Below are 22208 nucleotides of genomic sequence, written 5' to 3' on the forward strand. Positions count from 1 at the left end.
TCCTCCCACACCCGAAGCCGAAGGTATGCGCTGATGACCGAGCCGCCCCAGCCGCCGAACCAGCCGCCGAACCCTTCCGGTTACGGGCACCTGCCAGGGCCCCCGCAGCCCGGTTACGGGTTCCCGCCGCAGGGCGAGAACCCGTACGCGCAGCAGCCCCAGCAGCCGCCCCAGCCCCAGCAGCAGCCCCAGCAGCAGGGTCCGTACGGCCAGCAGCCGCAGGGCCCGTACGGCCAGCAGCCGCCCGGGGGCTACGGCTTCCCGCCGCCGCCCCCGCACATGGCCCCCGGCGCCCCCGGCATGCCGCCCGGTCCGCCCGGCGGGCCGAAGAAGAAGCTCGCCCTGCTGATCGCGGCCGCCGTCGCCGGCGTGCTCGTCCTGGGCACCGGCGGCTATTTCGCGTTCTTCGCCGGCAAGGACAAGGGCGCGGACCAGCCCGTCGCGCAGGACTCCGCGCCGCCCGCGGACGACAAGGCCTCGCCCTCCGCCCCGGTGGACAAGGGCGACGGCAGCGGCAACGGCGGTGAGGAGGAGGAAGACCTCAACGCCGGCCGCAAGCAGGGCGAGGACAAGGTCCTCTGGTTCAAGAGCAGCAAGATCGACGGCCCCGGCTCGGGCGTCGACTCCAAGGGCCAGTGGATCGTCGGCGACACCGTCGTCAAGAGCGTCTGGAAGTCGGTCACCGGCTACGGGGTCAAGGACGGCAAGGAGAAGTGGACCTTCACCCTCCCCGCCGTGATCTGCGGGGTCACCGACATGACCGAGGACGGCAAGACCGTCGTCATGTACAAGAACGGCGAGTCCGAATCCGCCGACTGCAACCAGATGCGGATGATCGACCTCAAGGCCGGCAAGGAGGGGTGGTCGAAGGAGGTCCCGAAGGAAGGGCTCTTCGACATCTTCACCTCCCCCGACCTCGCCCTCACCGGTGACGCCGTCGTCGTCAACCGGATGGGCACGAGCAGCGCGTTCAAGGTCAGCACCGGGGACAAGCTCTTCAGCAGCAAGGTGGAAACGGGCTGCCAGCCCAGCGACTACGCCGCCATGAACGGCAAGATGCTCGCCGTCGCCACCTGCCAGGACACCGACAAGACCGTCCAGGTCATGGACGCCGACCCGGCCACCGGCAAGAACACCTGGATCTACAAGCTCCCCAAGGGCTTCCAGGTCAAGAACGTCTACTCGCTGGACCCGATCGTCCTCGACCTCGGCAACAGCGAGAGCAAGGAGCGCTCCATCGTGGTCCTCGGACCCGACGGCAAGCAGCGCACCACCGTCTCCGGCGAAGGCAGCTTCCCGGTCGGCTGCGGCGGTCTCTTCAGCTTCAACCGCTCGATCCAGAGCTGTGGTTCCTCCTACGTGGACGCGAACACCCTCTACCTGCCCACCAAGGCCGACATCGGCCAGCCGAACGAGATCGTCGCCTTCGACCTCACCACCGGCAAGGTGAAGTGGCGCACCCCGGCCGGCGAGGGCCGCAGCCTCACCCCGCTGAAGGCGGCGGGCGGCCAGGTCGTCGTCTACCGCGAGGCGGAGCGGGAGAAGGGCGGCGAGGTCCTCACGATCCCGGCCGCCGGGGGCACGCCCACCGCGGTCCTGCGCAACCCGTCCGGCCCCGCCGCCCCGGTGGAGAGCTCCTTCCTCGCCCCGAAGGTGGACTACGTGGACGGCCGGCTGTTCGTCTCCGCCTCCCACCTGAAGGCCGACAACAAGAGCGAGAAGTTCCTGATGGTCTTCGGCAAGTGAGCGACCGCCCCGAGAACGAGCAGTCCGCCGAACCGCCCACCGAGAGGCAAGAGCACCGATGAGTACCCCGCCGCCCCCCAGCCAGCCGCCGTCCGGCGGTTTCGGCGCGCCGAAGGACCAGCCGCCGGGCGGGTTCACCCCGCCCCCGCTCCCGCCCATGCCGGCCGGCCCCCCGCCCCCGCCGCCCAGCCAGCCGCCGACCGTCCCGGCGCCGGCCGCGTCCCCCGGCACGCAGGCCTCGTACGGGTACCCGCAGGAGCAGGCCTACGGCTACCCGCAGCAGCCGCAGCCCGTCACCGCGCCCATGTACGCGGCCCAGGACCCGGCTGTCCCGGCCGGCGGCGGCAACGACGTACGCACCCAGCTGATGATCGTCGGCGCGGCCCTCCTGGCCATCGTCCTCATCGTCGGCGGCGGCTTCTGGTACGTCTCCGGCGAGGAGGGTTCCGGCAAGCAGCCCGTGGCCGGCGGCAGCGAGAGCCCCGGCGGCGACGACGCCCCGGGTGGCGGAGGCACCGAGAAGGTACCTGCCAAGACCAAGTCGAAGACCCTGGTCAACGTCCCGATGCCGGAGTCGAAGGAGATCGTCCAGATCCCCGGCTCCTGGATCACCGACACCACCTACGCCAAGTCCGACATGGCCAAGATCGTTGGCTACAACCTGGCCGACGGCTCGAAGAAGTGGGAGATCCCGCTCGACGCCAACGTCTGCGCCGCCAGCCGCTGGGTCTCGGACAACAAGACGGCGATCCTCTTCGACGAGGCCATGCCGACGGCCGAGAAGAAGTACCCGCAGTGCAGGCAGGTCGGCGTCATCGACCTGAACACCGGCAAGCTGCTGTGGAAGGCCACCGCCAAGTCCCAGACCGGCGGCGACAAGCCCGTCGTGCTCGCCGAGGTGACCGTCAGCGGCCAGACCGTCGCCGCGGGCGGCCTGAGCGGCGGCGCCGCCTGGAACCTCGCCGACGGCAAGGTCCTGTGGTCGCCCAAGATGGACGCGGACCGGTGCGGGGACCTCGGCTACGCGGGCGGCCCGGCCCTCGCCGTGATCCGCCGCTGCGGCCGGAGCACGGGCTACACGCTGTCCGCCCAGGTCCTGGACCCGGTCACCGGCGCGCAGAAGTCCTCGTACAAGCTCCCCGAGGGGCTGGAGTTCGCCCAGATCGTCTCCGCCAAGCCGCTGATCGTCGCGGCGGACGTCAACAACACCTCCAAGAACGCCATCGGCGTCAGCGACCTCTTCGTCCTCGACGACGCGGGCCAGCTCAAGGCGCGCATCCCGCTCACCTCGGGCAACTACAACCCCGAGTGCGGGGCCACCGGGGTCGAGGACTGCACCAACATGGTCATCGGCAACGGCAAGCTCTACCTGCCGACCGAGGAGCACAAGGGCACGAGCGACTCCGGCCGCACCAACGAGATCGTCTCCTTCGACCTGGAGACCGGCAAGCTGACCGCCGACCGGGCCGACGCCGGCGAGCGCTACACCATCTACCCGCTGCGCATGGACGGCTCCAACATCATCGCCTACAAGGTCCCGCCCTACGACGGCGGCGGCCAGGTCGTCTCCATCGACGGCAAGACGATGAAGGAGACCTTGCTCATGCAGAACCCGGCGACCAAGGAGTCGCAGCGCGCCGAGACCCAGTTCCTGCCGGACTCCGGCGAGTTCCGCTACGGCAACGGGAAGCTTTTCATCGCCCGCACCGCCGTGATGAGCAGGTCCTCGGGCTCCGACCCGTACTACACCTTCGTCTCCTTCACGACGGGCTGACCCCGTAACGGGCCGACCCGCGACGGGACAACCCGCGGCAGACGCCCAGAAGCCCCCGGAAGCCCCCGGAAGGTCCGCCCTTCCGGGGGCTTCTGCGCGGTATCCGCACCGCACCGTCGAACAAGCGTGTAGCTTGCCGGGGCAGAAGGGCGGGGGTGGGTACCTCAATGGGCGTACGGGTCATGGTGGTCGACGAGCACCGGCTGCTGGCCGAGGCGCTCGCCTCGGCCCTGAAACTGCGCGGGCACCGGGTGCTGGCGGCCGCCGCCCCGGCCGCGGGCGCCGCCGAACTGGTCATCAGCCGGGCCCCGGAGGTCTGCCTGCTGGGCACCGCCACGCCCGCCGAGCCCGGGGTCTTCGAGCCGATCGTGCGGATCAAGCGGGAGCGTCCGCAGATCGCCGTGGTCGTCCTGGGCCCGGTGCCGAGCCCGCGCGGGATCGCCGCCGCCTTCGCGGCCGGCGCCTCGGGGTACGTCCGCCACGACGAGCGCATCGAGGGCGTGGAGCGGGCGCTGGCCAAGGCCCGGGCGGGGGAGGTCGCCATCTCGCCGCAGCTGTTGCAGGGGGCCTTCGCCGAGCTGCTCAACCCCGCCGCCCAGCCCGACGACGAGGGCAGCAGGCTGCTGCGGCTGCTCACCCCGCGCGAGGTGGAGGTGCTGGTCCGGGTCGCCGAGGGCGAGGACACCCGGCTCATCGCCGCCGGCATGGCCATCGCTCCGAGCACCGCGCGCACGCACGTCCAGCGGGTGCTGATGAAACTGGGCGTGGGCTCGCGGCTGGAGGCGGCCGCGCTGGCCGCCCGTACCGGTCTGCTGGACCGGGCCGGACTGCCGCCGTCCGGGGGCGCCCGGCCCTGATCCGGGCCCGGGATTTCCCCGGAGGCGCGGATTCGGGTATGCCGGTGACCAGCACGCGTACGGTGCGTGCGTTTCCCCGGCGAGAGGCAGCAGGCACGTGAGCGAGACGGCGTCTTCCAAATACCTGGTCACCGGCGGAGCCGGATACGTGGGCGGGGTGGTCGCGGCCCACCTCCTGGAGGCGGGCCACGAGGTCACCGTCCTCGACGACCTCTCCACCGGCTTCCGTTCCGGGGTGCCGGCCGGCGCCGCGTTCATCGAGGGCCGCATCCAGGACGCCGCCGAGCACCTGGACCCCTCCTACGACGGGGTCCTGCACTTCGCGGCCTCCTCGCAGGTCGGCGAATCCGTGGTGAACCCGGGCAAGTACTGGGAGAACAACGTCGGCGGCACCCTGGCCCTGCTGGCCGCGATGCGCGGGGCGGGCGTGCGCCGACTGGTGTTCTCCTCCACCGCGGCGACCTACGGGGAGCCCGGCGACGGGCCGTTGACCGAGTCCTCGGTGACCGCCCCCACCAACCCGTACGGAGCCTCGAAGCTGGCCGTCGACCACATGATCGCGGGGGAGTGCGCGGCACACGGCCTCGCGGCGGTCTCGCTGCGCTACTTCAACGTGGCCGGGGCGTACGGGCAGTTCGGAGAGCTGCACGACCCCGAGACCCACCTGATCCCGCTGGTGCTGCAAGTGGCGCTCGGCGAGCGGGAGTCGATCTCCGTTTTCGGCGAGGACTACCCGACACCGGACGGCACCTGCGTACGGGACTACATCCACGTCGCCGACCTGGCCGAGGCCCACCTGGCGGCGCTGCGGGTCGCCGCCGAGGGGGAGCACCTGGTGTGCAACCTCGGCAACGGCAGCGGGTTTTCGGTCCGCGAGGTCATCGAGACGGTCCGCAAGGTCACCGGGAAGGAGATTCCCGAGATCGTGGCCCCCCGCCGGGCCGGTGACCCGGCCTTCCTCGTCGCCTCCGCCCGCACGGCCCACGAGCGCCTCGGCTGGACCCCGAGCCGCTCGGACCTCACGGGCATCGTGACGGACGCCTGGAACTTCACCCGCGCCCGGCGCGGCTGAGCCCGCGGGCACCCCTGCCCCACCCCTGACACTCCCGCGCCCCCGCTCCCACCAGGGCGGGGGCGCGCGTGCGTTCGGGGCGCGCCCTCGCCGGGCGCTGCGCGCGGGCGCCCGGCGTGCGCACGCCGAGTGAAATACCCCCCGTGCAACTGCCCATGGCACGCGACCGGACGGAACGGGACTTCCACGGGCGGGAAGTAGTCGCTTTCAAGCCACTCCGGAGCTCCTCCGGAACCGGCTCGCCGGAAAATCGCTCGGAAAACTTCTGTAATTCGGCCAACCACGAGGCGACCGCGGCCCTACGCTGATGCGTGACACCGGTGGGGGCCGGTGTTGATTCAGGGGTCGAGACAAGTCGGGTACGACGTCCGGTCCGGGGTAGTGCAGAGATGTCACGGCGGCGGCCGCGGCGCCTGCGGATCACCCGGTCCGGGCGTCGTACCCGCAGCCGTCCGTTCCCCGACCCTTGGGGGTTTTGTGGTCCGTATCCGGGTACTCGTGGTCGACGATCACCGCATCTTCGCCGAATCTCTCGCCGCCGCGCTCGCGGCCGAACCGGACGTGGACGTTTCCGCGGCCGGCAGCGGCCCCGCGGCGCTGCGCTGCCTCGAACGTGCGGTGGCCGAGGGCCGCCGCTTCGACGTCCTGCTGGTCGACTCCGACCTGGCCGCCGTCCCCGCCGGCGTCCCCGCCCAGCGGGAGTCCGGCTCCGCCCCACCCGCCGCCGACGGGATCGCGCTGGTGGCAGGCGTACGGGTATCCCACCCCGAGGTCCGTACGGTCGTCCTCGCCGAGCGCGACGATGCCCGCCGGGCCGCCCTCGCGCTCCAGGCGGGAGCCTCGGGCTGGGTGGCCAAGGACTGCTCGCTCTCGCGGCTCCTGGCCGTCATCCGCGGAGTCCTGCGCGAGGAGACGCACCTTCCGCCCGCGCTGCTCACCGGAGTGCTCCGCGAACTGACCGCGGCGCGCAAGCACCGTACCGACAGCGAACGGCTGGTGGAGTCCCTCACGCCCAGGGAACACGAGGTGCTGCGCTGCATGGTGGCGGGGCTGGGCCGCAAGGACGTGGCCGCGCGGCTGTTCCTCTCCCCGCACACCGTCCGCACCCACATGCAGAACGTGCTGGGCAAGCTGGGCGTGCACTCCACGCTCGCGGCGGTCGCCCTGGCCAGGCGGGCCGGCGTACGACCCGCCGACCTGCCGGGGCTGCCGGGGCAGGGACTAGCCGGGGATGTTGTCGAACGGAGCGGTCAACTGGCGTAGCAGGCCGGCGAGATCGCCGCGCTGCGTCCGTGAGAGCTGGGCCAGGATCGCCCGCTCCTGGGCCAGCAGCCCGGCGAGCGCCTGGTCGGCGCGGTCGCGGCCCTCGGGGCTGAGGCGCACCAGGACCCCGCGGCGGTCGTTGGGGTCCGGCAGCCGTTCGACGAGGCCCTTCTTGGCGAGCCGGTCGATGCGGTTGGTCATGGTCCCGGAGGTCACCAGGGTCTGCGTCAGCAACTGACCGGGGGAGAGCTGGTACGGCGCGCCGGCCCGCCGCAGCGAGGTCAGGACGTCGAACTCCCAGGGCTCCAGGCCGTGCTCGGAGAAGGCCAGTCGGCGGGCACGGTCAAGGTGCCGCGCGAGCCTGCTGACGCGGCTGAGCACCTCGAGTGGTTCCACGTCGAGGTCAGGGCGTTCCCGCCGCCATGCCGCGACCAGTCGGTCGACCTCGTCCTCCATGCGGATCAGTGTAAAGGGTCTGTCGACGTGAAGTCTCTTTAAATCGAGCATCTTGATCTCGAGTATCTTGACATCGAGATATATTTTTCGCCACCATGGGCATGGAGGGGGCCGGAGACGATTCCGATTCCGACCGCACCGCCAGCTAGGAGGCTCGAACATGCATTCCGATACCGCGCCCGCGCAGGCCACCCCCACGACCCACACGGCCCCCACCTGGGATCCGCAGCAGTACCTCAGGCACGCCGGCCACCGGGCCAGGCCCTTCCTCGACCTCCTCGCCCGGATACCCGAGCTCCCCTCGCGGACCGCCCGCATCGCCGACCTCGGCTGCGGCCCCGGCAACGTCACCGCGCTGATCGCGGACCGCTGGCCCGCAGCCCACATCACCGGCTACGACCTCTCCCCCGAGATGCTCCACCGCGCGGACGCCGAATACGCCGGCCCCACCGGAGGCGGCGGCAAGCTCGACTTCCGCCACGGCAACCTCGCCGACTGGCTCCCGGAGGAGCCCTACGACCTGATCGTCTCCAACGCCGCCTTCCAGTGGGTCCCCGGCCACGCCGGCTCCTTCGCCCCCTGGATCACCGGACTGCGCCCCGGTGGCACCTTCGCCTTCCAGATCCCCGGCAACTTCACCGCCCCCAGCCACCGGATCCTCGCCGAGCTGTGCGACGCCCCGCGCTGGCGGGCCCGGCTCGCCGGACACGGAGCCCGCTACATCCACATCCTCGAACCCTCCGCGTACCTGGAGCGGTTCACCGAGCTCGGCTGCTCCGCCGACGTCTGGGAGACCACCTACCACCAGCTGCTCCAAGGTCCCGACCCGGTGCTGGACTGGGTCAAGGGCACCGCACTGCGCCCCGTGCTCACCGCGCTGGCCGACGACGAGGAAGCCGCCGAGGCCTTCCTCGCCGAGTACCGCTCCCTGCTCCGCGCGGCCTACCCCACGGGCCCCCGCGGCACCGTCTTCCCGTTCCGCAGGATCTTCGCCGTAGCCCGCAGGGAGGCATGAACATGCTCGCCGGAGTCGACCACGTCCAGCTCGCCGCCCCGCCCGGCTCGGAGGACCGGCTGCGCGCGTACTACACCGAGGTGCTCGGCATGACCGAGATCCCCAAGCCGCCGGTGCTCGCGGCGCGCGGAGGCTGCTGGTTCGCCGCCGGGCCGGTCCAGCTCCACCTGGGCGTGGAGGAGGACTTCCACCCCGCCCGCAAGGCCCACCCGGGACTCAGGGTCGACGGCATCGAGACCTACGCGGAAAGACTGGCGGCGCGCGGCGCCACGGTCGTCTGGGACGACAACCTTCCGGGGTACCGCCGCTTCTACTCCGAGGATCCGGTGGGCAACCGGCTGGAGTTTCTGGAACCGGATCGCGCCGGCCGTTGAACCGCCGCGGCGCACACGAAGGCGCCCCGCCACCGGAGATCCGGTGACGGGGCGCCTTCGTGCGTGCGGGACGGGTCAGAGCACGTTCACGTAGGCGTTCCAGCCGCCACCGAGGGAGGTGTTGCCCTTGAAGGTGTTCAGGCCCTTGAGGCCCGTCGCCTTGTACAGGTACGCGGTGCCGGCGGAGTTGACGCCGACGAGGTCGGCGCGGCCGTCACCGGTGATGTCGCCGACCGCGGCCAGCTTCTTCAGGGTGTTCCAGCCGCCGTCGCCGATCTTGACGCGGTCGCCGAAGCCGGCGGTGCCGTTGCCCGGGTAGACCCACAGCGTGCCGTCGGTACCGCGGGCGAGCAGGTCGGCGCGGCCGTCACCGGTCACGTCACCGGCGCCGAAGAGCTTGTTGTAGCCGCCCCAGCCGGCGCCGAGGCGCACACGGTTGCGGAACTGGTAGCCGTTGCCGTAGCTCGGGTAGAGCCACAGCACGTTGGACTTGTCGCGGGCCAGCAGGTCGCCGTTGCCGTCGCCGTCGACATCGCCCACACCGACGAGGGAGTTGTAGATGTCCCAGCCGGCGCCCGCGTAGTTGCCGTCGATGTAGAGCTTGCCGCCGCCCCAGAAGAGCCAGCCGGCCTCGTTCTGGCTGCCGAACGAGGAGGCCACGGCCATGCCGACCTGGCTGATCGGCGCTTCGCCGTCCATCTTCTGGCGGTCGCCGAAGCCACCGTTCTGCTTGCCGTAGTAGTAGTAGACGGCGCCGCCGCTGGTGCGGCCGACCAGCTCGGAGCGGCCGTGCGCGGGCACGCCGCCCTGGCCGGCGAACAGGTCGGTGTACTCCCAGCCCTTGCCGAACGCCTCGCGCTCGGCGAAGCCGCCGGCGCCGTTCGACCGGTAGAGCCAGTTCCTGCCGGTCGAGTCGCGGCCCAGGAGCCAGTTGCCGCCGGCCTTGTTGGTCAGCACCTGGAGCTGGTTGTACATGTTCCAGCCGGTGCTGCTCTTGGTCCGGTTGCCGAAGACGCCGCTGCGGTTGCCGGTGCCCGGGTACACGTAGAGCGTGCCGCCCGGCGTGGCCGCCAGCAGGTCGGCCTTGCCGTCGTTGTTGAAGTCGCCGCCGCCGAGGATCTGGGAGTAGATGTCCCAGCCGCCGCCGAGGGAGATCCGGGAGCCGTAAGGGCTGGCCGAAGCGGCCGTGCCGTTGCCCGGGTACAGGTACAGGGCGCCCGCGTAGGTGCGGGCCAGCAGGTCCGGGTTACCGTCGCCGGTCAGGTCGCCGACCCCGACGACCTTGTTGTAGATGTTCCAGCCGTTGCCGGACCATCCGAGGCGCGAGGCACCGTACGTCTCAGCCCTCAGCAGCGACAGCTTGCCCGAGACGGAGAGCGTCAGCAGCTCCGGGTGCCCGTCGCGGTCGAGGTCGCCGGCCGGGATGACGTCCTTGAAGTCCTCGCCGTAGGAGGAGCCGAGGCCGGCGGCGGCGCCGTCGACGCCGTACTCCGGGTCCTCGCCGTTGAAGGTCTTCAGGTACGACTTGCCGCTGAGCCCGCGGTACAGCATGTCCTGCAGGCCGTCACCGTCCACATCGAACAGCTGCGGCAGTGCGGCGGCCGCCGTGCGGGCGGTGGCCTTGGTGGCCGGAGCCTCGGGCCGGATGCCGGTGGCGCGCTCGTCGACCTTCGGCCGCTCGGCCTTCGCCGTGGGGACCGGCTTCTCGGAGGCCGAGACCGGACCGGAAAGGAGCATGCCCGCCGCGACGGCGAGGGCGGTGCAGGCCGCGATGCGGCCGGAGCGCGTGGAGCGCATGAAAGACAAGAGGTCTCCCTGGTAGTCAGGCGAAACCGGGCTGAACGATCTCGTCCACGGCGCGCGGCATGGCTGCGCTGCACGTGAGACGGCATTCCCCCCCGGGAGTTACCGAAGACTACCCGTGTGGCGCGCGTTGTCCAGACATTAAGCGAGCGGTTTTGATCACGTTCAGAACGCAGCGGTGCCCGGGGCCACCGGCCCCGGGCACCAGGTGCGACGTCCCGCTCACGTACCGCGAACGGACCGGCGCGCTCACTTCTTGCGGTGACCCACCAGCCGCGGCTTCGCTTCCAGGTTCTCCAGTCCGTGCCAGGACAGGTTCACCAGGTGCGCCGCCACCTCGGCCTTCTTCGGCTGGCGCGTCTCCAGCCACCACTGCCCGGTCAGGGCGACCATCCCGACCAGCGCCTGCGCGTACAGCGGCGCCAGCTTCGGGTCGAAGCCGCGGGCCTTGAACTCCAGGCCCAGGATGTCCTCGACCTGCGTGGCGATATCGCTGATCAGCGAGGCGAAGGTGCCCGTCGACTGGGCCACGGGGGAGTCGCGGACCAGGATCCGGAAACCGTCCGTGTAGTTCTCGATGTAGTCCAGCAGGGCGAACGCCGCCTGTTCCAGCAGCTCCCGCGGGTGCCCGGCCGTCAGCGCGCCCGTCACCCCGTCCAGCAGCTGGCGCATCTCGCGGTCCACGACGACCGCGTAGAGCCCCTCCTTGCCGCCGAAGTGCTCGTAGACCACCGGCTTGGAGACTCCGGCCTTCGCCGCGATCTCCTCCACCGACGTGCCCTCGAACCCCTTCTCGGCGAACAGGGTGCGGCCGATGTCCAGCAGTTGCTGACGCCGTTCGGCGCCCGTCATCCGGACCCGGCGGCTGCGCCTGGGCTTCTCGCTGCTGGAACTGCTGCCGTCGTTTCCCACGTCCCCCATCATGCCGCGTTCGACACTTCTTCCTTGCGTCGGGCGTCGATGCGGGCCTCGGACGGCCAGCGGACGTCGGACGCCCAACCCAGCTGTTCGAACCAGCGGATCAGCCGCGCGCTGGAGTCGACCTGGCCGCGCAGCACGCCGTGGCGGGCGGACGTCGGGTCGGCGTGGTGCAGGTTGTGCCAGGACTCGCCGCAGGACAGCACCGCCAGCCACCACACGTTGCCGGAGCGGTCGCGCGACTTGAACGGGCGCTTGCCCACCGCGTGGCAGATCGAGTTGATCGACCACGTCACGTGGTGCAGCAGCGCGACCCGGACCAGGGAGCCCCAGAAGAACGCGGTGAAGGCGCCCCACCACGACATCGTCACCAGACCGCCCACCAGCGGCGGCAGCGCCAGCGAGAACATCGTCCAGAAGATGAAGTCGCGCGAGATGCGGCGGATCGCCGGGTCCTTGATCAGGTCCGGGGCGTACTTCTGCTGGTCGGTCTGCTCCTCGTCGAAGAGCCACCCGATGTGCGCCCACCACAGGCCCTTCATCAGGGCCGGCACCGTCTCGCCGAAGCGCCACGGCGAATGCGGGTCGCCCTCGTGGTCGGAGTACTTGTGGTGCTTGCGGTGGTCGGCCACCCAGCGCACCAGGGGTCCCTCGACCGCCATCGAGCCCATGACCGCCAGGGCGATGCGCAGCGGCCGCTTCGCCTTGAAGGAACCGTGCGTGAAGTAGCGGTGGAAGCCGATGGTGATGCCGTGGCAGGCCAGGAAGTACATGAAGACCATCAGGCCCACGTCCAGCCAGCTCACCCCCCAGCCCCAGGCGAGCGGAAGCGCCACGAGCAGTGCGAGGAAGGGGACGGTGATGAACAGCAGCAGCGCGATCTGCTCCACGGACCGCTTGCTCTCACCGCCGAGGGTCGCGGACGGCACGGACGCGCCGGAAGACGCCGAGGCATCCTCGATCACGTCGGGACTGATGGTCATAGGTGTGTCCCCTGGGGGTGAGGGAGTCGGCAGGCGCGCCGCCCGGCCACACATCCCTACGGGTGCGTAACCTACGGCAACGTAAGTATGGCAAAGGTCCCCCGCGGGGCAAGAGGAGCGCGCCCGCAGCCGGGTCCATCGGCCCGAGCCGCAGGGCCGTCGTCCCGCCTGGTGACACACGGGCCTGGTCACCGGTACGGGCCACCTATCCTGGTGTCGTCGGACAGCGCGGTCCGCACGGGCAGCCCGAGCTGCGCATCAGGAGCGGTGGCACCGCCGGACCCAGGTCCGGCCGGCCACCACCGCGCGCATACCGGGGCCCACCTCCCAGTAGCGCTCGAAACACTGCAAGGAGCCGCACCTGTGAGCAGTGCCGACCAGGCCCACTCGACCACCGCCCCGGCGACCTCCCCCGCCGGCGCCGCCAACGCCGAGCTGCGCGCGGACATCCGCCGCCTCGGCGACCTCCTCGGCGAGACCCTCGTACGCCAGGAGGGCCAAGACCTCCTCGACCTGGTCGAACGAGTCCGAGCCCTCACGCGCACCGACGGCATCGCGGCCGCCGAGCTGCTCGGCGACACCGACCTGGAGACCGCCGCCAAGCTGGTGCGCGCCTTCTCCACCTACTTCCACCTCGCCAACGTCACCGAGCAGGTGCACCGCGGCAAGGAGCTGCGCGCCCACCGCGCCGCCGAGGGGGGCCTGCTGGCCCGCACGGCCGACATGCTCAAGGACGCGGACCCCGAGCACCTGCGCGAGACGGTCAAGAACCTCAACGTCCGCCCCGTCTTCACCGCGCACCCCACCGAGGCGGCCCGCCGCAGCGTCCTCAACAAGCTGCGCCGCATCGCGGCCCTCCTGGAGGAGCCCGTCTCGGGCGCCGGCGAACGCCGCCGCCACGACCTGCGCCTCGCGGAGAACATCGACCTCGTCTGGCAGACCGACGAACTGCGCGTGGTCCGCCCGGAGCCCGCCGACGAGGCGCGCAACGCCATCTACTACCTCGACGAGCTGCACGCCGGCGCCGTCGGCGACGTCCTGGAGGACCTCGCCGCCGAGCTCCAGCGCGTCGGCATCGAGATCCCCGCCGGCACCCGCCCGCTCACCTTCGGCACCTGGATCGGCGGCGACCGCGACGGCAACCCCAACGTCACCCCCGAGGTGACCCGGGACGTGCTGATCCTCCAGCACGAGCACGGCATCACCGACGCCCTGGAACTCATCGACTTCCTGCGCGGACTGCTGTCGAACTCCATCCGCTACACCGGCGCCACCGAGGAGCTCCTCACCTCCCTCCAGGCCGACCTGGAGCGCCTCCCGGAGATCAGCCCGCGCTACAAGCGGCTGAACGCCGAGGAGCCGTACCGCCTCAAGGCCACCTGCGTCCGGCAGAAGCTCCTCAACACCCGCGAGCGCCTCGCCAAGGGCATCCCGCACGAGGAAGGCCGCGACTACCTCGGCACCGCCGAGCTGCTCACCGACCTCACCCTCATCCAGACCTCCCTGCGCGAGCACCGCGGCGCGCTCTTCGCCGACGGCCGCATGGACCGCACCATCCGCACGCTGGCAGCCTTCGGCCTCCAGCTCGCCACGATGGACGTGCGCGAGCACGCGGACGCCCACCACCACGCGCTGGGCCAGCTCTTCGACCGGCTCGGCGAGGAGTCCTGGCGCTACGCGGACATGCCCCGCGACTACCGCGGCCGCCTCCTGGCCAAGGAGCTGCGCTCGCGCCGCCCGCTGGCGCCCACCCCGGCCCCGCTCGACGCGGCCGGCCAGAAGACGCTGGGCGTGTTCGGCGCCATCAAGGACGCCTTCGAGAAGTTCGGCCCCGAGGTCATCGAGTCCTACATCATCTCGATGTGCCAGGGCGCCGACGACGTCTTCGCCGCCGCGGTCCTCGCCCGCGAGGCCGGTCTCATCGACCTGCACGGCGGCTGGGCCAAGATCGGCATCGTCCCGCTCCTGGAGACCACCGACGAGCTCAAGGCCGCCGACGTCATCCTCGACGAGATGCTCGCCGACCCCTCCTACCGTCGCCTCGTCTCACTGCGCGGCGATGTCCAGGAGGTCATGCTCGGCTACTCGGACTCCTCCAAGTTCGGCGGCATCACCACCTCCCAGTGGGAGATCCACCGCGCCCAGCGCCGGCTGCGCGACGTGGCCCACCGCTACGGCGTGCGCCTGCGCCTCTTCCACGGCCGCGGCGGCACCGTCGGCCGCGGTGGCGGCCCCTCGCACGACGCGATCCTCGCGCAGCCCTGGGGCACCCTGGAGGGCGAGATCAAGGTCACCGAGCAGGGCGAGGTCATCTCCGACAAGTACCTCGTACCGTCGCTGGCCCGCGAGAACCTGGAGCTGACCGTCGCGGCCACCCTCCAGGCCTCCGCCCTGCACACCGCACCGCGCCAGTCCGACGAGGACCTGGCCCGCTGGGACGCGGCCATGGACACCGTCTCGGACGCCGCGCACGACGCGTACCGCGAGCTCGTCGAGGACCCGGACCTGCCGGCGTACTTCTTCGCCGCCACCCCCGTGGACCAGCTCGCCGACCTGCACCTGGGCTCGCGCCCCTCGCGCCGTCCCGACTCCGGCGCGGGCCTCGACGGCCTGCGCGCCATCCCGTGGGTGTTCGGCTGGACCCAGTCCCGCCAGATCGTCCCCGGCTGGTACGGCGTCGGCTCGGGCCTGAAGGCCCTGCGCGAGGCCGGCCAAGGCGATGCGCTGGCCGAGATGGGCGAGCGCTGGCACTTCTTCCGCAACTTCCTGTCCAACGTCGAGATGACGCTGGCCAAGACGGACCTGCGGATCGCCCGCCACTACGTCGACACCCTGGTGCCCGACGAGCTCAAGCACGTCTTCGCCCGCATCGAGGCCGAGCACGAGCTCACCGTCCGCGAGGTCCTGCGGATCACCGGGGGCGAGAAGCTCCTCGACTCCAACCCGGTCCTCCAGCAGACCTTCGCGGTCCGCGACGCCTACCTGGACCCGATCTCCTACCTCCAGGTCTCCCTGCTGGCCCGCCAGCGCGCGGCCGCCGAGCGCGGCGAGGAAGCGGACCCGATCCTGTCCCGCGCCCTGCTCCTGACCGTCAACGGCGTCGCCGCCGGTCTGCGCAACACCGGCTGAGGTTTCGTACGGCGTACGACGGAGCCCCCGTCACCGGATCGATCCGGTGACGGGGGCTCCGTCGTTGGCTGCCCTAGCTGTTGTACGTGGACTGCGCGCGCTCCAGGCCCTCCTGGATGAGGCATTCCACGGCGTCCGCCGAACGGTCGACGAACCAGTCCAGCTCCTTGCGCTCCGTGGAGGAGAAGTCCTTCAGCACGAAGTCGGCGACCTGCATCCGGCCGGGCGGGCGGCCGATGCCGCAGCGCACCCGGTGGTAGTCGGGGCCCATCGACTTGGTCATCGACTTGAGGCCGTTGTGGCCGTTGTCCCCGCCGCCCAGCTTCAGCCGCAGCGTCGGGTAGTCGATGTCCAGCTCGTCGTGGACCGCGATGATCCGGTCCAGCGGCACCTTGTAGAAGTCCCGCAGTGCCGTCACCGGGCCCCCGGACAGGTTCATGAACGACATGGGCTTGGCCAGCACCACGCGCCGGTTCAGCGGTCCCGGCGGGCCCATCCGGCCCTCGACCACCTGGGCGCGGGCCTTGTGCGCCTTGAACTTGCCGCGCATCCGCTCCGCCAGCAGGTCGGCCACCATGAAACCGATGTTGTGGCGGTTGCCCGCGTACTCCGCACCCGGGTTCCCGAGGCCCACGATCAGCCAGGGCGCCGCGTCGTCCGACATCAAAAGCTCCTTATACGAAGACGACCGCCGTCCCGCTCCAGTGGAGCCGGACGGCGGTCGTTCAGCAAGTGCTGAGGGGGAGGGGCGAGGCTCAGGCCTCGGTGCCCTCGGCGGCCGGCTCCTCGGTGCCCGCACCGATGACCTGCAGGACGGCGATGTCGCCGTCGACGGCCAGCGTGGTGCCGGCCGGCAGGACCAGGTCGGAGGCGGTGATGGTGGCACCGGCCTCCAGGCCCGCGATCGAGACGGTGACCTCGGTCGGGATGTGCGTGGCCTCGGCCTCGACGGAGATGGTGTTCTGGAGGGTCTCCAGCATGTTGCCGCCCGGGGCCAGCTCGCCCTCGGTGACGATCGCGACGTCGACGGTGACCTTCTCGCCCTTCTTGACGATCAGGAAGTCGACGTGGGAGATCGAACGCTTCAGCGGGTGCTTCTGGACGGCCTTCGGGATGACCAGCTCGGTGCCGGCGCCCTCGATGTCCAGGGAGAGCAGGACGTTCGGGGTGCGCAGCGCCAGCTGGAGCGCGTGGGCGTCCACGTTGACGTGCTTCGGGTCGGTGCCGTGGCCGTAGATGACCGCGGGGGTCAGGGCGTCACGGCGGGCCTGGCGGGCAGAGCCCTTGCCGAAGTTTTCGCGGACCTTCGCGGCAAGCTTGATCTCGGACATGCTCACTCCTCGTGGGGTGACGGAAATGGACGACAGTCACCCGGCCGGAACACGGCCTGCTACGAAGAGCGCGTCGATAACGGAGCATCCATACCCGTGAAAACAGGTACGGCCTCCCTCGCCGAGCAACTCAAGGAGTGTACCCGGCGGGGAGGCCGTACCCAAAAATGATCTAACGCACAGCGGACGTGACTACTGCTGCTCTTCGAACAGGCTGGTGACCGAGCCGTCCTCGAAGACCTCGCGCACGGCGCGGGCGATCATCGGGGCGATGGAGAGCACCGTGATCTTGTCGAGCTCCAGGTCGGACGGGTCCGGCAGGGTGTTCGTGAACACGAACTCGCTGACCTTGGAGTTCTTCAGGCGGTCGGCGGCCGGGCCCGACAGGATGCCGTGCGTGGCCGTCACGATGACGTCCTCCGCGCCGTGCGCGAAGAGCGCGTCGGCGGCGGCGCAGATGGTGCCACCCGTGTCGATCATGTCGTCGACCAGGACGCAGACGCGGCCCTTGACCTCACCGACGACCTCGTGGACGGTCACCTGGTTGGCGACGTCCTTGTCGCGGCGCTTGTGCACGATCGCCAGGGGGGCGTCCAGGCGGTCGCACCAGCGGTCGGCGACGCGTACGCGGCCGGCGTCCGGGGAGACGATCGTCAGCTTGGAGCGGTCGACCTTGGCGCCGACGTAGTCCGCGAGGACCGACAGGGCCGAAAGGTGGTCGACCGGGCCGTCGAAGAAGCCCTGGATCTGGTCGGTGTGCAGATCGACCGTGAGGATGCGGTCCGCACCCGCGGTCTTCAGCAGGTCCGCGACCAGGCGGGCCGAGATCGGCTCGCGGCCCTTGTGCTTCTTGTCCTGGCGGGCGTACCCGTAGGACGGGACGATCACGGTGATGGAGCGTGCCGACGCGCGCTTGAGCGCGTCGATCATGATCAGCTGCTCCATGATCCACTTGTTGATCGGAGCCGTGTGGCTCTGGATCAGGAAGCAGTCCGCGCCACGCGCCGACTCCTGGAATCGGACGTAGATCTCGCCGTTCGCGAAGTCGAAAGCCTTGGTCGGCACGAGGCCGACACCGAGCTGGTGCGCGACCTCCTCGGCCAGCTCGGGGTGGGCGCGGCCGGAGAAGAGCATCAGCTTCTTCTCGCCGGTCGTCTTGATCCCGGTCACAGCACTGTCTCCTCAGACGTGGGAAAGCTGCTCGCCCCCATGTGCGTCCGTCCCGCACACGGTGAGCCAGCCGAATTGCGTTCACGTATCACGGTACGCCGTCTCCGGCGTAGCCGTTTCCGGTCAGTTCACCTCAGCGTTCGTCGGAGTCCTCGCGGACCGCCGACTGCGCCGCCGTCGCGGCGGCGCTTCCCGGACGCTTGCGGGCCACCCAGCCCTCGATATTCCGCTGCTGGCCACGGGCCACGGCCAGGGCGCCGGGCGGAACGTCCTTGGTGATCACGGAGCCGGCGGCCGTGTAGGCGCCGTCCCCGATGGTGACGGGAGCCACAAACATGTTGTCCGAACCCGTCTTGCAGTGTGAGCCGACGGTCGTGTGGTGCTTGTGCTCACCGTCGTAGTTCACGAACACGCTGGCGGCGCCGATGTTCGTGTACTCGCCGATCGTCGCGTCGCCGACGTAGGACAGGTGCGGGACCTTGGTGCCCTCGCCGATCGTGGCGTTCTTCATCTCCACGTACGTGCCGGCCTTGGCCTTCGCGCCCAGGTTCGTGCCCGGACGCAGGTAGGCGAAGGGGCCGACGCTCGCCGAGGTGCCGATGACCGCGGTGTCCGCCACCGTGTTGTCCACGCGGGCGCCCGCGCCCACGCGGGTGTCCTTCAGGCGGGTGTTGGGGCCGACCTCGGCCTGCTCGGCGATGTGCGTGGTGCCGAGCAGCTGGGTGCCCGGGTGCACGATCGCGTCCTGGCCGAAAGTCACCGTCACGTCGACGAGGGTGCTCGCCGGGTCGACGATCGTCACGCCGGCGAGCATGGCGCGCTCCAGCAGGCGGGCGTTCAGCAGTGCGCGGGCCTCGGCGAGCTGGACCCGGTTGTTGATCCCGAGGATCTGCCGGTGGTCCGCACCCACGGCCGCGCCGACGCGGTGGCCGGCCTCGCGCAGGATGCCGAGCACGTCGGTGAGGTACTCCTCGCCCTGGCTGTTGTCGGTGCGGACCTTGCCGAGGGCGTCGACGAGGAGGGCGCCGTCGAAGGCGAAGACCCCGGAGTTGATCTCGGGGATGGCGCGCTGGGCGTCGGTGGCGTCCTTGTGCTCGACGATGGCGGTGACCGCCCCGTCGGCGCCGCGGATGATCCGGCCGTACCCGGTGGAGTCGGGGACCTCGGCGGTCAGCACGGTGACGGCGTTGCCGTCGGCCTCGTGCGTGGCCGTCAGCGCGGCCAGGGTCTCACCGGTCAGCAGCGGGGTGTCGCCGCAGACGACGACCACGGTGCCGGCGGGACGGTCGGCGGCGAGCTCTTCGAGGGCCATCCGGACGGCGTGCCCGGTGCCGTTCTGCTCGTACTGGACTGCCGTGCGGACGTCGGCGTCGATCGCGGCGAGGTGCGCGGTGACCTGCTCGCGGGCGTGCCCGACGACGACGACGAGGTGGGTGGGGTCCAGCTCGCGGGAGGCGGCGACGACGTGACCGACGAGCGAGCGCCCGCTGATCTCGTGCAGAACCTTGGGTGTGGCCGACTTCATGCGGGTGCCTTCACCCGCTGCGAGTACGACGACGGCTGCCGGGCGGTTGGCGCTCACGGGTGTGCCCTTCGGCTTCGGGTGGTGGACCCGTGAAGGATACCGGTGGGTTTAAGGCCCTAAACGAGGGTGGGTCCCGACTGCGGAAGTCAGGACCCGGACCGTGAAGCTCCCCTGTCAGGACTCGAACCCGAACATAAGGCACCAAAAGCCTCAGTGCTGCCAATTACACCACAGGGGATTAATCGACTGAACCGGACATTGCGCCCTGGTGGTCGAGCCGACGGGACCTACTATGCCGCACCGGGCGCCCTGAATGCGACGGTACAAATCCGAGCCCTTCAGCGGGATTTCCGGTCGCCTGCGGACCGGGGCCGCTGCGTAGGCTGGACCGTATGACCAGTACGGGGGAAGAGCAGGGAGAGGCGGGGGCCGGGCGGGACGGGCCCCTGTGGTGGGAGCGGCGCAGGTCGGCCGTGTTGGACGTGGGGCTCGGCGCGGTGTCCGCCGTCGAGTGCGGGGTGGAGGGCGTCGGGTTCGCCCACGAGGCGGGGATCCCGGTCTTCGCCGGGGTGCTGTTCGGGCTGCTGGTCGGGTCGGTGCTCGTCCTGCGCCAGCGCTGGCCGATCGTTGTGGTGCTGGTCGGCATCGCGGTGTCGCCGGCGGCCATGGGGTTCCTGCTCGGCGTGGTCGGGCTGTACACGCTGGCCGCCTCCGAGGTGCCCCGGCGGATCACCGGGACCCTGGCGTCGATGTCGCTGGCCGCGACCTTCGTGGTGATGTACATGCGAACCCGGGCGGACCCCGAGGTCACCCTCACCATCGTCATCACCCTGTCCGTGTTCGTGGCGGTGGCGCTGACCGTGCCGCCGGTGCTGTTCGGGCTGTACACGGCGGCCCGCAGACGGCTGATGGAGAGCCTGCAGGAGCGGGCGGACTCGCTGGAGCGGGAGCTGTCGCTGCTCGCGGACCGGGCGGAGGAACGGGCCGAGTGGGCCCGTACGGAGGAGCGGACCCGGATCGCGCGGGAGATGCACGACGTCGTGGCGCACCGGGTGTCGCTGATGGTGGTGCACGCGGCGGCGCTCCAGGCGATCGCCGCCAAGGACCCCGTGAAGGCGGCCAGGAACGCGGCGCTGGTCGGGGACATGGGACGGCAGGCGCTGACCGAGCTGCGCGAGATGCTCGGCGTGCTGCGGGCGGAGTCGCCGAAGCCGGCGGCCGTGACGGTGCCGGTGGCGGCCCTGGTGGGGAGCTTCGAGGACGGGCCGACGCTGGGTGAGCTCGAGGCGCTGGTCGGACAGTCGCGGGCGGCCGGGATGGTCGTGGAGCTGGACGTGCGCGGCGAGTACCGCGCGTACGTGGCGGAGGTGGAGCAGACGGCCTTCCGGGTGGTGCAGGAGGCGCTGACCAACTGCCACAAGCACGCCGCGGGCGCACGGGTCGTCGTACGGCTGGCGCACCGGCAGGGGGAGGTGGCCATGCAGGTGGAGAACGGCCCCTGCGACGGCAAGGCGGCCGAGCCGGGGCTGCCGAGCGGCGGGAACGGCCTGGTCGGCATGCGCGAGCGGGTGCTCGCACTGGGCGGGGTGTTCGTGTCCGGCCAGACGGACGAGGGCGGCTTCAAGGTCTCGGCGGTCCTGCCGAGCGACCGGGGGTAGGGGCGGATGGCGTGGGATCCGGTGGGGGAGCTGACGGCCGGGGAACGGAAGAACTTCGCGCGGCACGGGCAGGTCGGGGAACGGCTGTGGCTGAACGTGCCGGGGCCGTTCTGGACGGGGGTGACGGACAACTGCTGGACCGGCCGGATGGAGGCCCCGGACAGCGTGCTGTACACGGCGGAGAGCGCCCACTGCACCGAGTACGTGTTCCGACAGCCGCGGAATCCTTCCGAGGTGCGGGCGCTGGCCGAGGCGGCCTGGGCCGAACCGTGCGGGGAGTACTACTGCGACGGGGACCTGCGCTGGACCCCGGCCGGGGTGCGCGCGTGGTGGGCGGGCCGGGAGCGGGTCGTCGAGCACCTGGCCGAGGCGCTCGCGGATTTCGGGGCGGGCGGTTCTGCCGGGGACGCCGATGCGGCTGCCGGAGTGCGGGAGTTCCAGGGGTACCTGGCGGGTGGTCTCGCCGATGATCTGCGGGCGTATCTTTTCCGGCTGGAGGAAGGCCGGTATCCGGAGGCCGGGGAGCGGCTCCCGCGGTTGTGACGCGGGGCGACAGGGGGAGTGGGGATGACTGCGGGCTGGGATCCGGTGGCGGAGCTGACGGACGAGGACCGGAAGCTGTTCCAGGGGCGGTGGGAGAAGCGGCTCTGGCTGAACGTGCCGGGGCCCTTCTACACGGGCGAGACGGACACGTGCTGGACCGGACGGCTGAACGCGCCCGGCAACGTGATGTACGCGGCGAGCACCGAGGACGCCCTCGAGTACGTCTTCCGGCAGCCGCGGACCCCGGCCGAGGTCCGCGAGGTGGTGAACGCGGCGGACGAGGAGCCCTTCCAGGAGTACGCGTACGACGGGGACCGCTGGTGGACGCCGGAGACGGTGCGCCGGTGGTGGGCCGGGCGGAGCCGCGTCGAGGAGCACCTGGTGCTCACGCTTGCCGAGTACGGGGGCAGCGTCCATCCCGCCGACCTGGACGCCGCCGAGGGGGCGCGGGAGTTCCGCGCCTACCTGGAGGGCGGGCTCGCCGCCGATCTGCGGGCGTACCTCTTCCGGCTGGAGGAGGGCCGCTACCCGGAGGCCGGGGAGCGGCTTCCGGAGCTGGGCGGCTGAAGCGTGCCGGGCCGGCAAGATCCG

General features: G+C 71.0%; 19 protein-coding genes and 1 tRNA gene. 11 read left to right on the plus strand and 9 right to left on the minus strand.

Going from position 1 to position 22208, the window contains the following annotated elements; all coding sequences use genetic code 11:
- Positions 1–33: 33 nt before the first annotated feature.
- The 5 genes from ACFWBW_RS32220 (at position 34) to ACFWBW_RS32240 (ending at position 6712) form a co-directional block, all read left to right on the plus strand.
- The gene (locus ACFWBW_RS32220; RefSeq protein WP_385380079.1) at positions 34–1746 is read left to right on the plus strand and encodes a PQQ-binding-like beta-propeller repeat protein; all 1713 of its coding nucleotides are present in this window, start codon (positions 34–36) and stop codon (positions 1744–1746) included.
- A 58-nt stretch (positions 1747–1804) separates the two neighbouring features.
- Positions 1805–3520: a PQQ-binding-like beta-propeller repeat protein gene (locus ACFWBW_RS32225; protein WP_385380082.1), complete on the plus strand. Its 1716-nt coding sequence runs from the start codon at positions 1805–1807 to the stop codon at positions 3518–3520.
- Positions 3521–3687: 167 nt separating this feature from the next.
- Complete coding sequence (locus ACFWBW_RS32230) at positions 3688–4377, plus strand: response regulator transcription factor (RefSeq protein WP_385380127.1); 690 nt, start codon at positions 3688–3690, stop codon at positions 4375–4377.
- Between the two features lie 97 nt (positions 4378–4474).
- Positions 4475–5449 (plus strand): UDP-glucose 4-epimerase GalE, encoded by a 975-nt coding sequence (gene galE / locus ACFWBW_RS32235; RefSeq protein ID WP_385380085.1) that lies wholly within the window; start codon positions 4475–4477, stop codon positions 5447–5449.
- A 477-nt stretch (positions 5450–5926) separates the two neighbouring features.
- Positions 5927–6712: a LuxR C-terminal-related transcriptional regulator gene (locus tag ACFWBW_RS32240; RefSeq protein WP_385380088.1), complete on the plus strand. Its 786-nt coding sequence runs from the start codon at positions 5927–5929 to the stop codon at positions 6710–6712.
- On the opposite strand, the gene ACFWBW_RS32245 is transcribed toward ACFWBW_RS32240, so the two are convergent.
- Positions 6671–7168, minus strand: a complete 498-nt coding sequence (locus ACFWBW_RS32245) for a MarR family winged helix-turn-helix transcriptional regulator (RefSeq protein ID WP_243335294.1) — start codon at positions 7166–7168, stop codon at positions 6671–6673. The two genes, ACFWBW_RS32240 and ACFWBW_RS32245, sit on opposite strands and share 42 nt — an antisense overlap.
- A gap of 160 nt (positions 7169–7328) precedes the next feature.
- Here ACFWBW_RS32245 and ACFWBW_RS32250 point away from each other — a divergent pair, with 160 nt between their 5' ends.
- Together ACFWBW_RS32250 and ACFWBW_RS32255 are read left to right on the plus strand one after the other, a co-directional pair.
- Complete coding sequence (locus tag ACFWBW_RS32250) at positions 7329–8183, plus strand: trans-aconitate 2-methyltransferase (RefSeq protein WP_385380091.1); 855 nt, start codon at positions 7329–7331, stop codon at positions 8181–8183.
- A gap of 2 nt (positions 8184–8185) precedes the next feature.
- Positions 8186–8557: a VOC family protein gene (locus ACFWBW_RS32255; protein ID WP_385380131.1), complete on the plus strand. Its 372-nt coding sequence runs from the start codon at positions 8186–8188 to the stop codon at positions 8555–8557.
- A gap of 75 nt (positions 8558–8632) precedes the next feature.
- Here the strand turns inward: ACFWBW_RS32255 and ACFWBW_RS32260 are convergent, their stop codons facing one another.
- The 3 genes from ACFWBW_RS32260 to ACFWBW_RS32270 all read right to left on the minus strand — a co-directional run bounded on the left by ACFWBW_RS32260 (position 8633) and on the right by ACFWBW_RS32270 (position 12261).
- Positions 8633–10354, minus strand: coding sequence for an FG-GAP repeat domain-containing protein (locus tag ACFWBW_RS32260; RefSeq protein ID WP_385380133.1), 1722 nt, complete (start codon positions 10352–10354; stop codon positions 8633–8635).
- 255 nt (positions 10355–10609) lie between these two features.
- Positions 10610–11284, minus strand: a complete 675-nt coding sequence (locus ACFWBW_RS32265) for a TetR family transcriptional regulator (RefSeq protein WP_383947427.1) — start codon at positions 11282–11284, stop codon at positions 10610–10612.
- Entirely contained in the window at positions 11281–12261 is a 981-nt protein-coding gene (locus tag ACFWBW_RS32270) for an acyl-CoA desaturase (protein WP_385380095.1), read from the minus strand. Before ACFWBW_RS32270 ends, ACFWBW_RS32265 begins: the two co-directional genes overlap by 4 nt.
- Before the next feature lie 363 nt (positions 12262–12624).
- Between ACFWBW_RS32270 and ppc the strand changes: the two genes are divergently transcribed.
- Entirely contained in the window at positions 12625–15390 is a 2766-nt protein-coding gene (gene ppc / locus ACFWBW_RS32275; protein WP_385380097.1) for a phosphoenolpyruvate carboxylase, read from the plus strand.
- 73 nt (positions 15391–15463) lie between these two features.
- Here the strand turns inward: ppc and pth are convergent, their stop codons facing one another.
- The 5 genes from pth to ACFWBW_RS32300 all read right to left on the minus strand — a co-directional run bounded on the left by pth (position 15464) and on the right by ACFWBW_RS32300 (position 19654).
- On the minus strand, positions 15464–16054 hold the full coding sequence (gene pth, locus ACFWBW_RS32280) for an aminoacyl-tRNA hydrolase (protein WP_327253105.1): 591 nt from the start codon (positions 16052–16054) through the stop codon (positions 15464–15466).
- A gap of 91 nt (positions 16055–16145) precedes the next feature.
- The gene (locus tag ACFWBW_RS32285; protein ID WP_385380100.1) at positions 16146–16721 is read right to left on the minus strand and encodes a 50S ribosomal protein L25/general stress protein Ctc; all 576 of its coding nucleotides are present in this window, start codon (positions 16719–16721) and stop codon (positions 16146–16148) included.
- A 192-nt stretch (positions 16722–16913) separates the two neighbouring features.
- Positions 16914–17891 carry a ribose-phosphate diphosphokinase gene (locus ACFWBW_RS32290; RefSeq protein ID WP_112451977.1) on the minus strand — a complete coding sequence of 326 codons (978 nt, stop codon included), beginning with the start codon at positions 17889–17891 and terminating at the stop codon, positions 16914–16916.
- Positions 17892–18024: 133 nt separating this feature from the next.
- A complete protein-coding gene (gene glmU, locus ACFWBW_RS32295; RefSeq protein ID WP_385380103.1) occupies positions 18025–19473 on the minus strand; it encodes a bifunctional UDP-N-acetylglucosamine diphosphorylase/glucosamine-1-phosphate N-acetyltransferase GlmU in 1449 nt (482 codons plus the stop codon).
- 109 nt (positions 19474–19582) lie between these two features.
- A tRNA-Gln gene (locus ACFWBW_RS32300) sits at positions 19583–19654 on the minus strand.
- A 154-nt stretch (positions 19655–19808) separates the two neighbouring features.
- On the opposite strand from ACFWBW_RS32300, the gene ACFWBW_RS32305 reads away from it, so the two are divergent.
- From ACFWBW_RS32305 to ACFWBW_RS32315, 3 genes are read left to right on the plus strand one after another with little or no spacing between them, the layout of a single operon-like run.
- Positions 19809–21074, plus strand: coding sequence for a sensor histidine kinase (locus ACFWBW_RS32305; protein ID WP_385380106.1), 1266 nt, complete (start codon positions 19809–19811; stop codon positions 21072–21074).
- 6 nt (positions 21075–21080) lie between these two features.
- Positions 21081–21617: a hypothetical protein gene (locus ACFWBW_RS32310; protein WP_385380109.1), complete on the plus strand. Its 537-nt coding sequence runs from the start codon at positions 21081–21083 to the stop codon at positions 21615–21617.
- A gap of 24 nt (positions 21618–21641) precedes the next feature.
- A complete protein-coding gene (locus tag ACFWBW_RS32315; protein WP_385380112.1) occupies positions 21642–22184 on the plus strand; it encodes a hypothetical protein in 543 nt (180 codons plus the stop codon).
- Positions 22185–22208: the final 24 nt, after the last annotated feature.

Source organism: Streptomyces sp. NPDC059957, from assembly GCF_042730015.1.
Classification (GTDB): domain Bacteria; phylum Actinomycetota; class Actinomycetes; order Streptomycetales; family Streptomycetaceae; genus Streptomyces.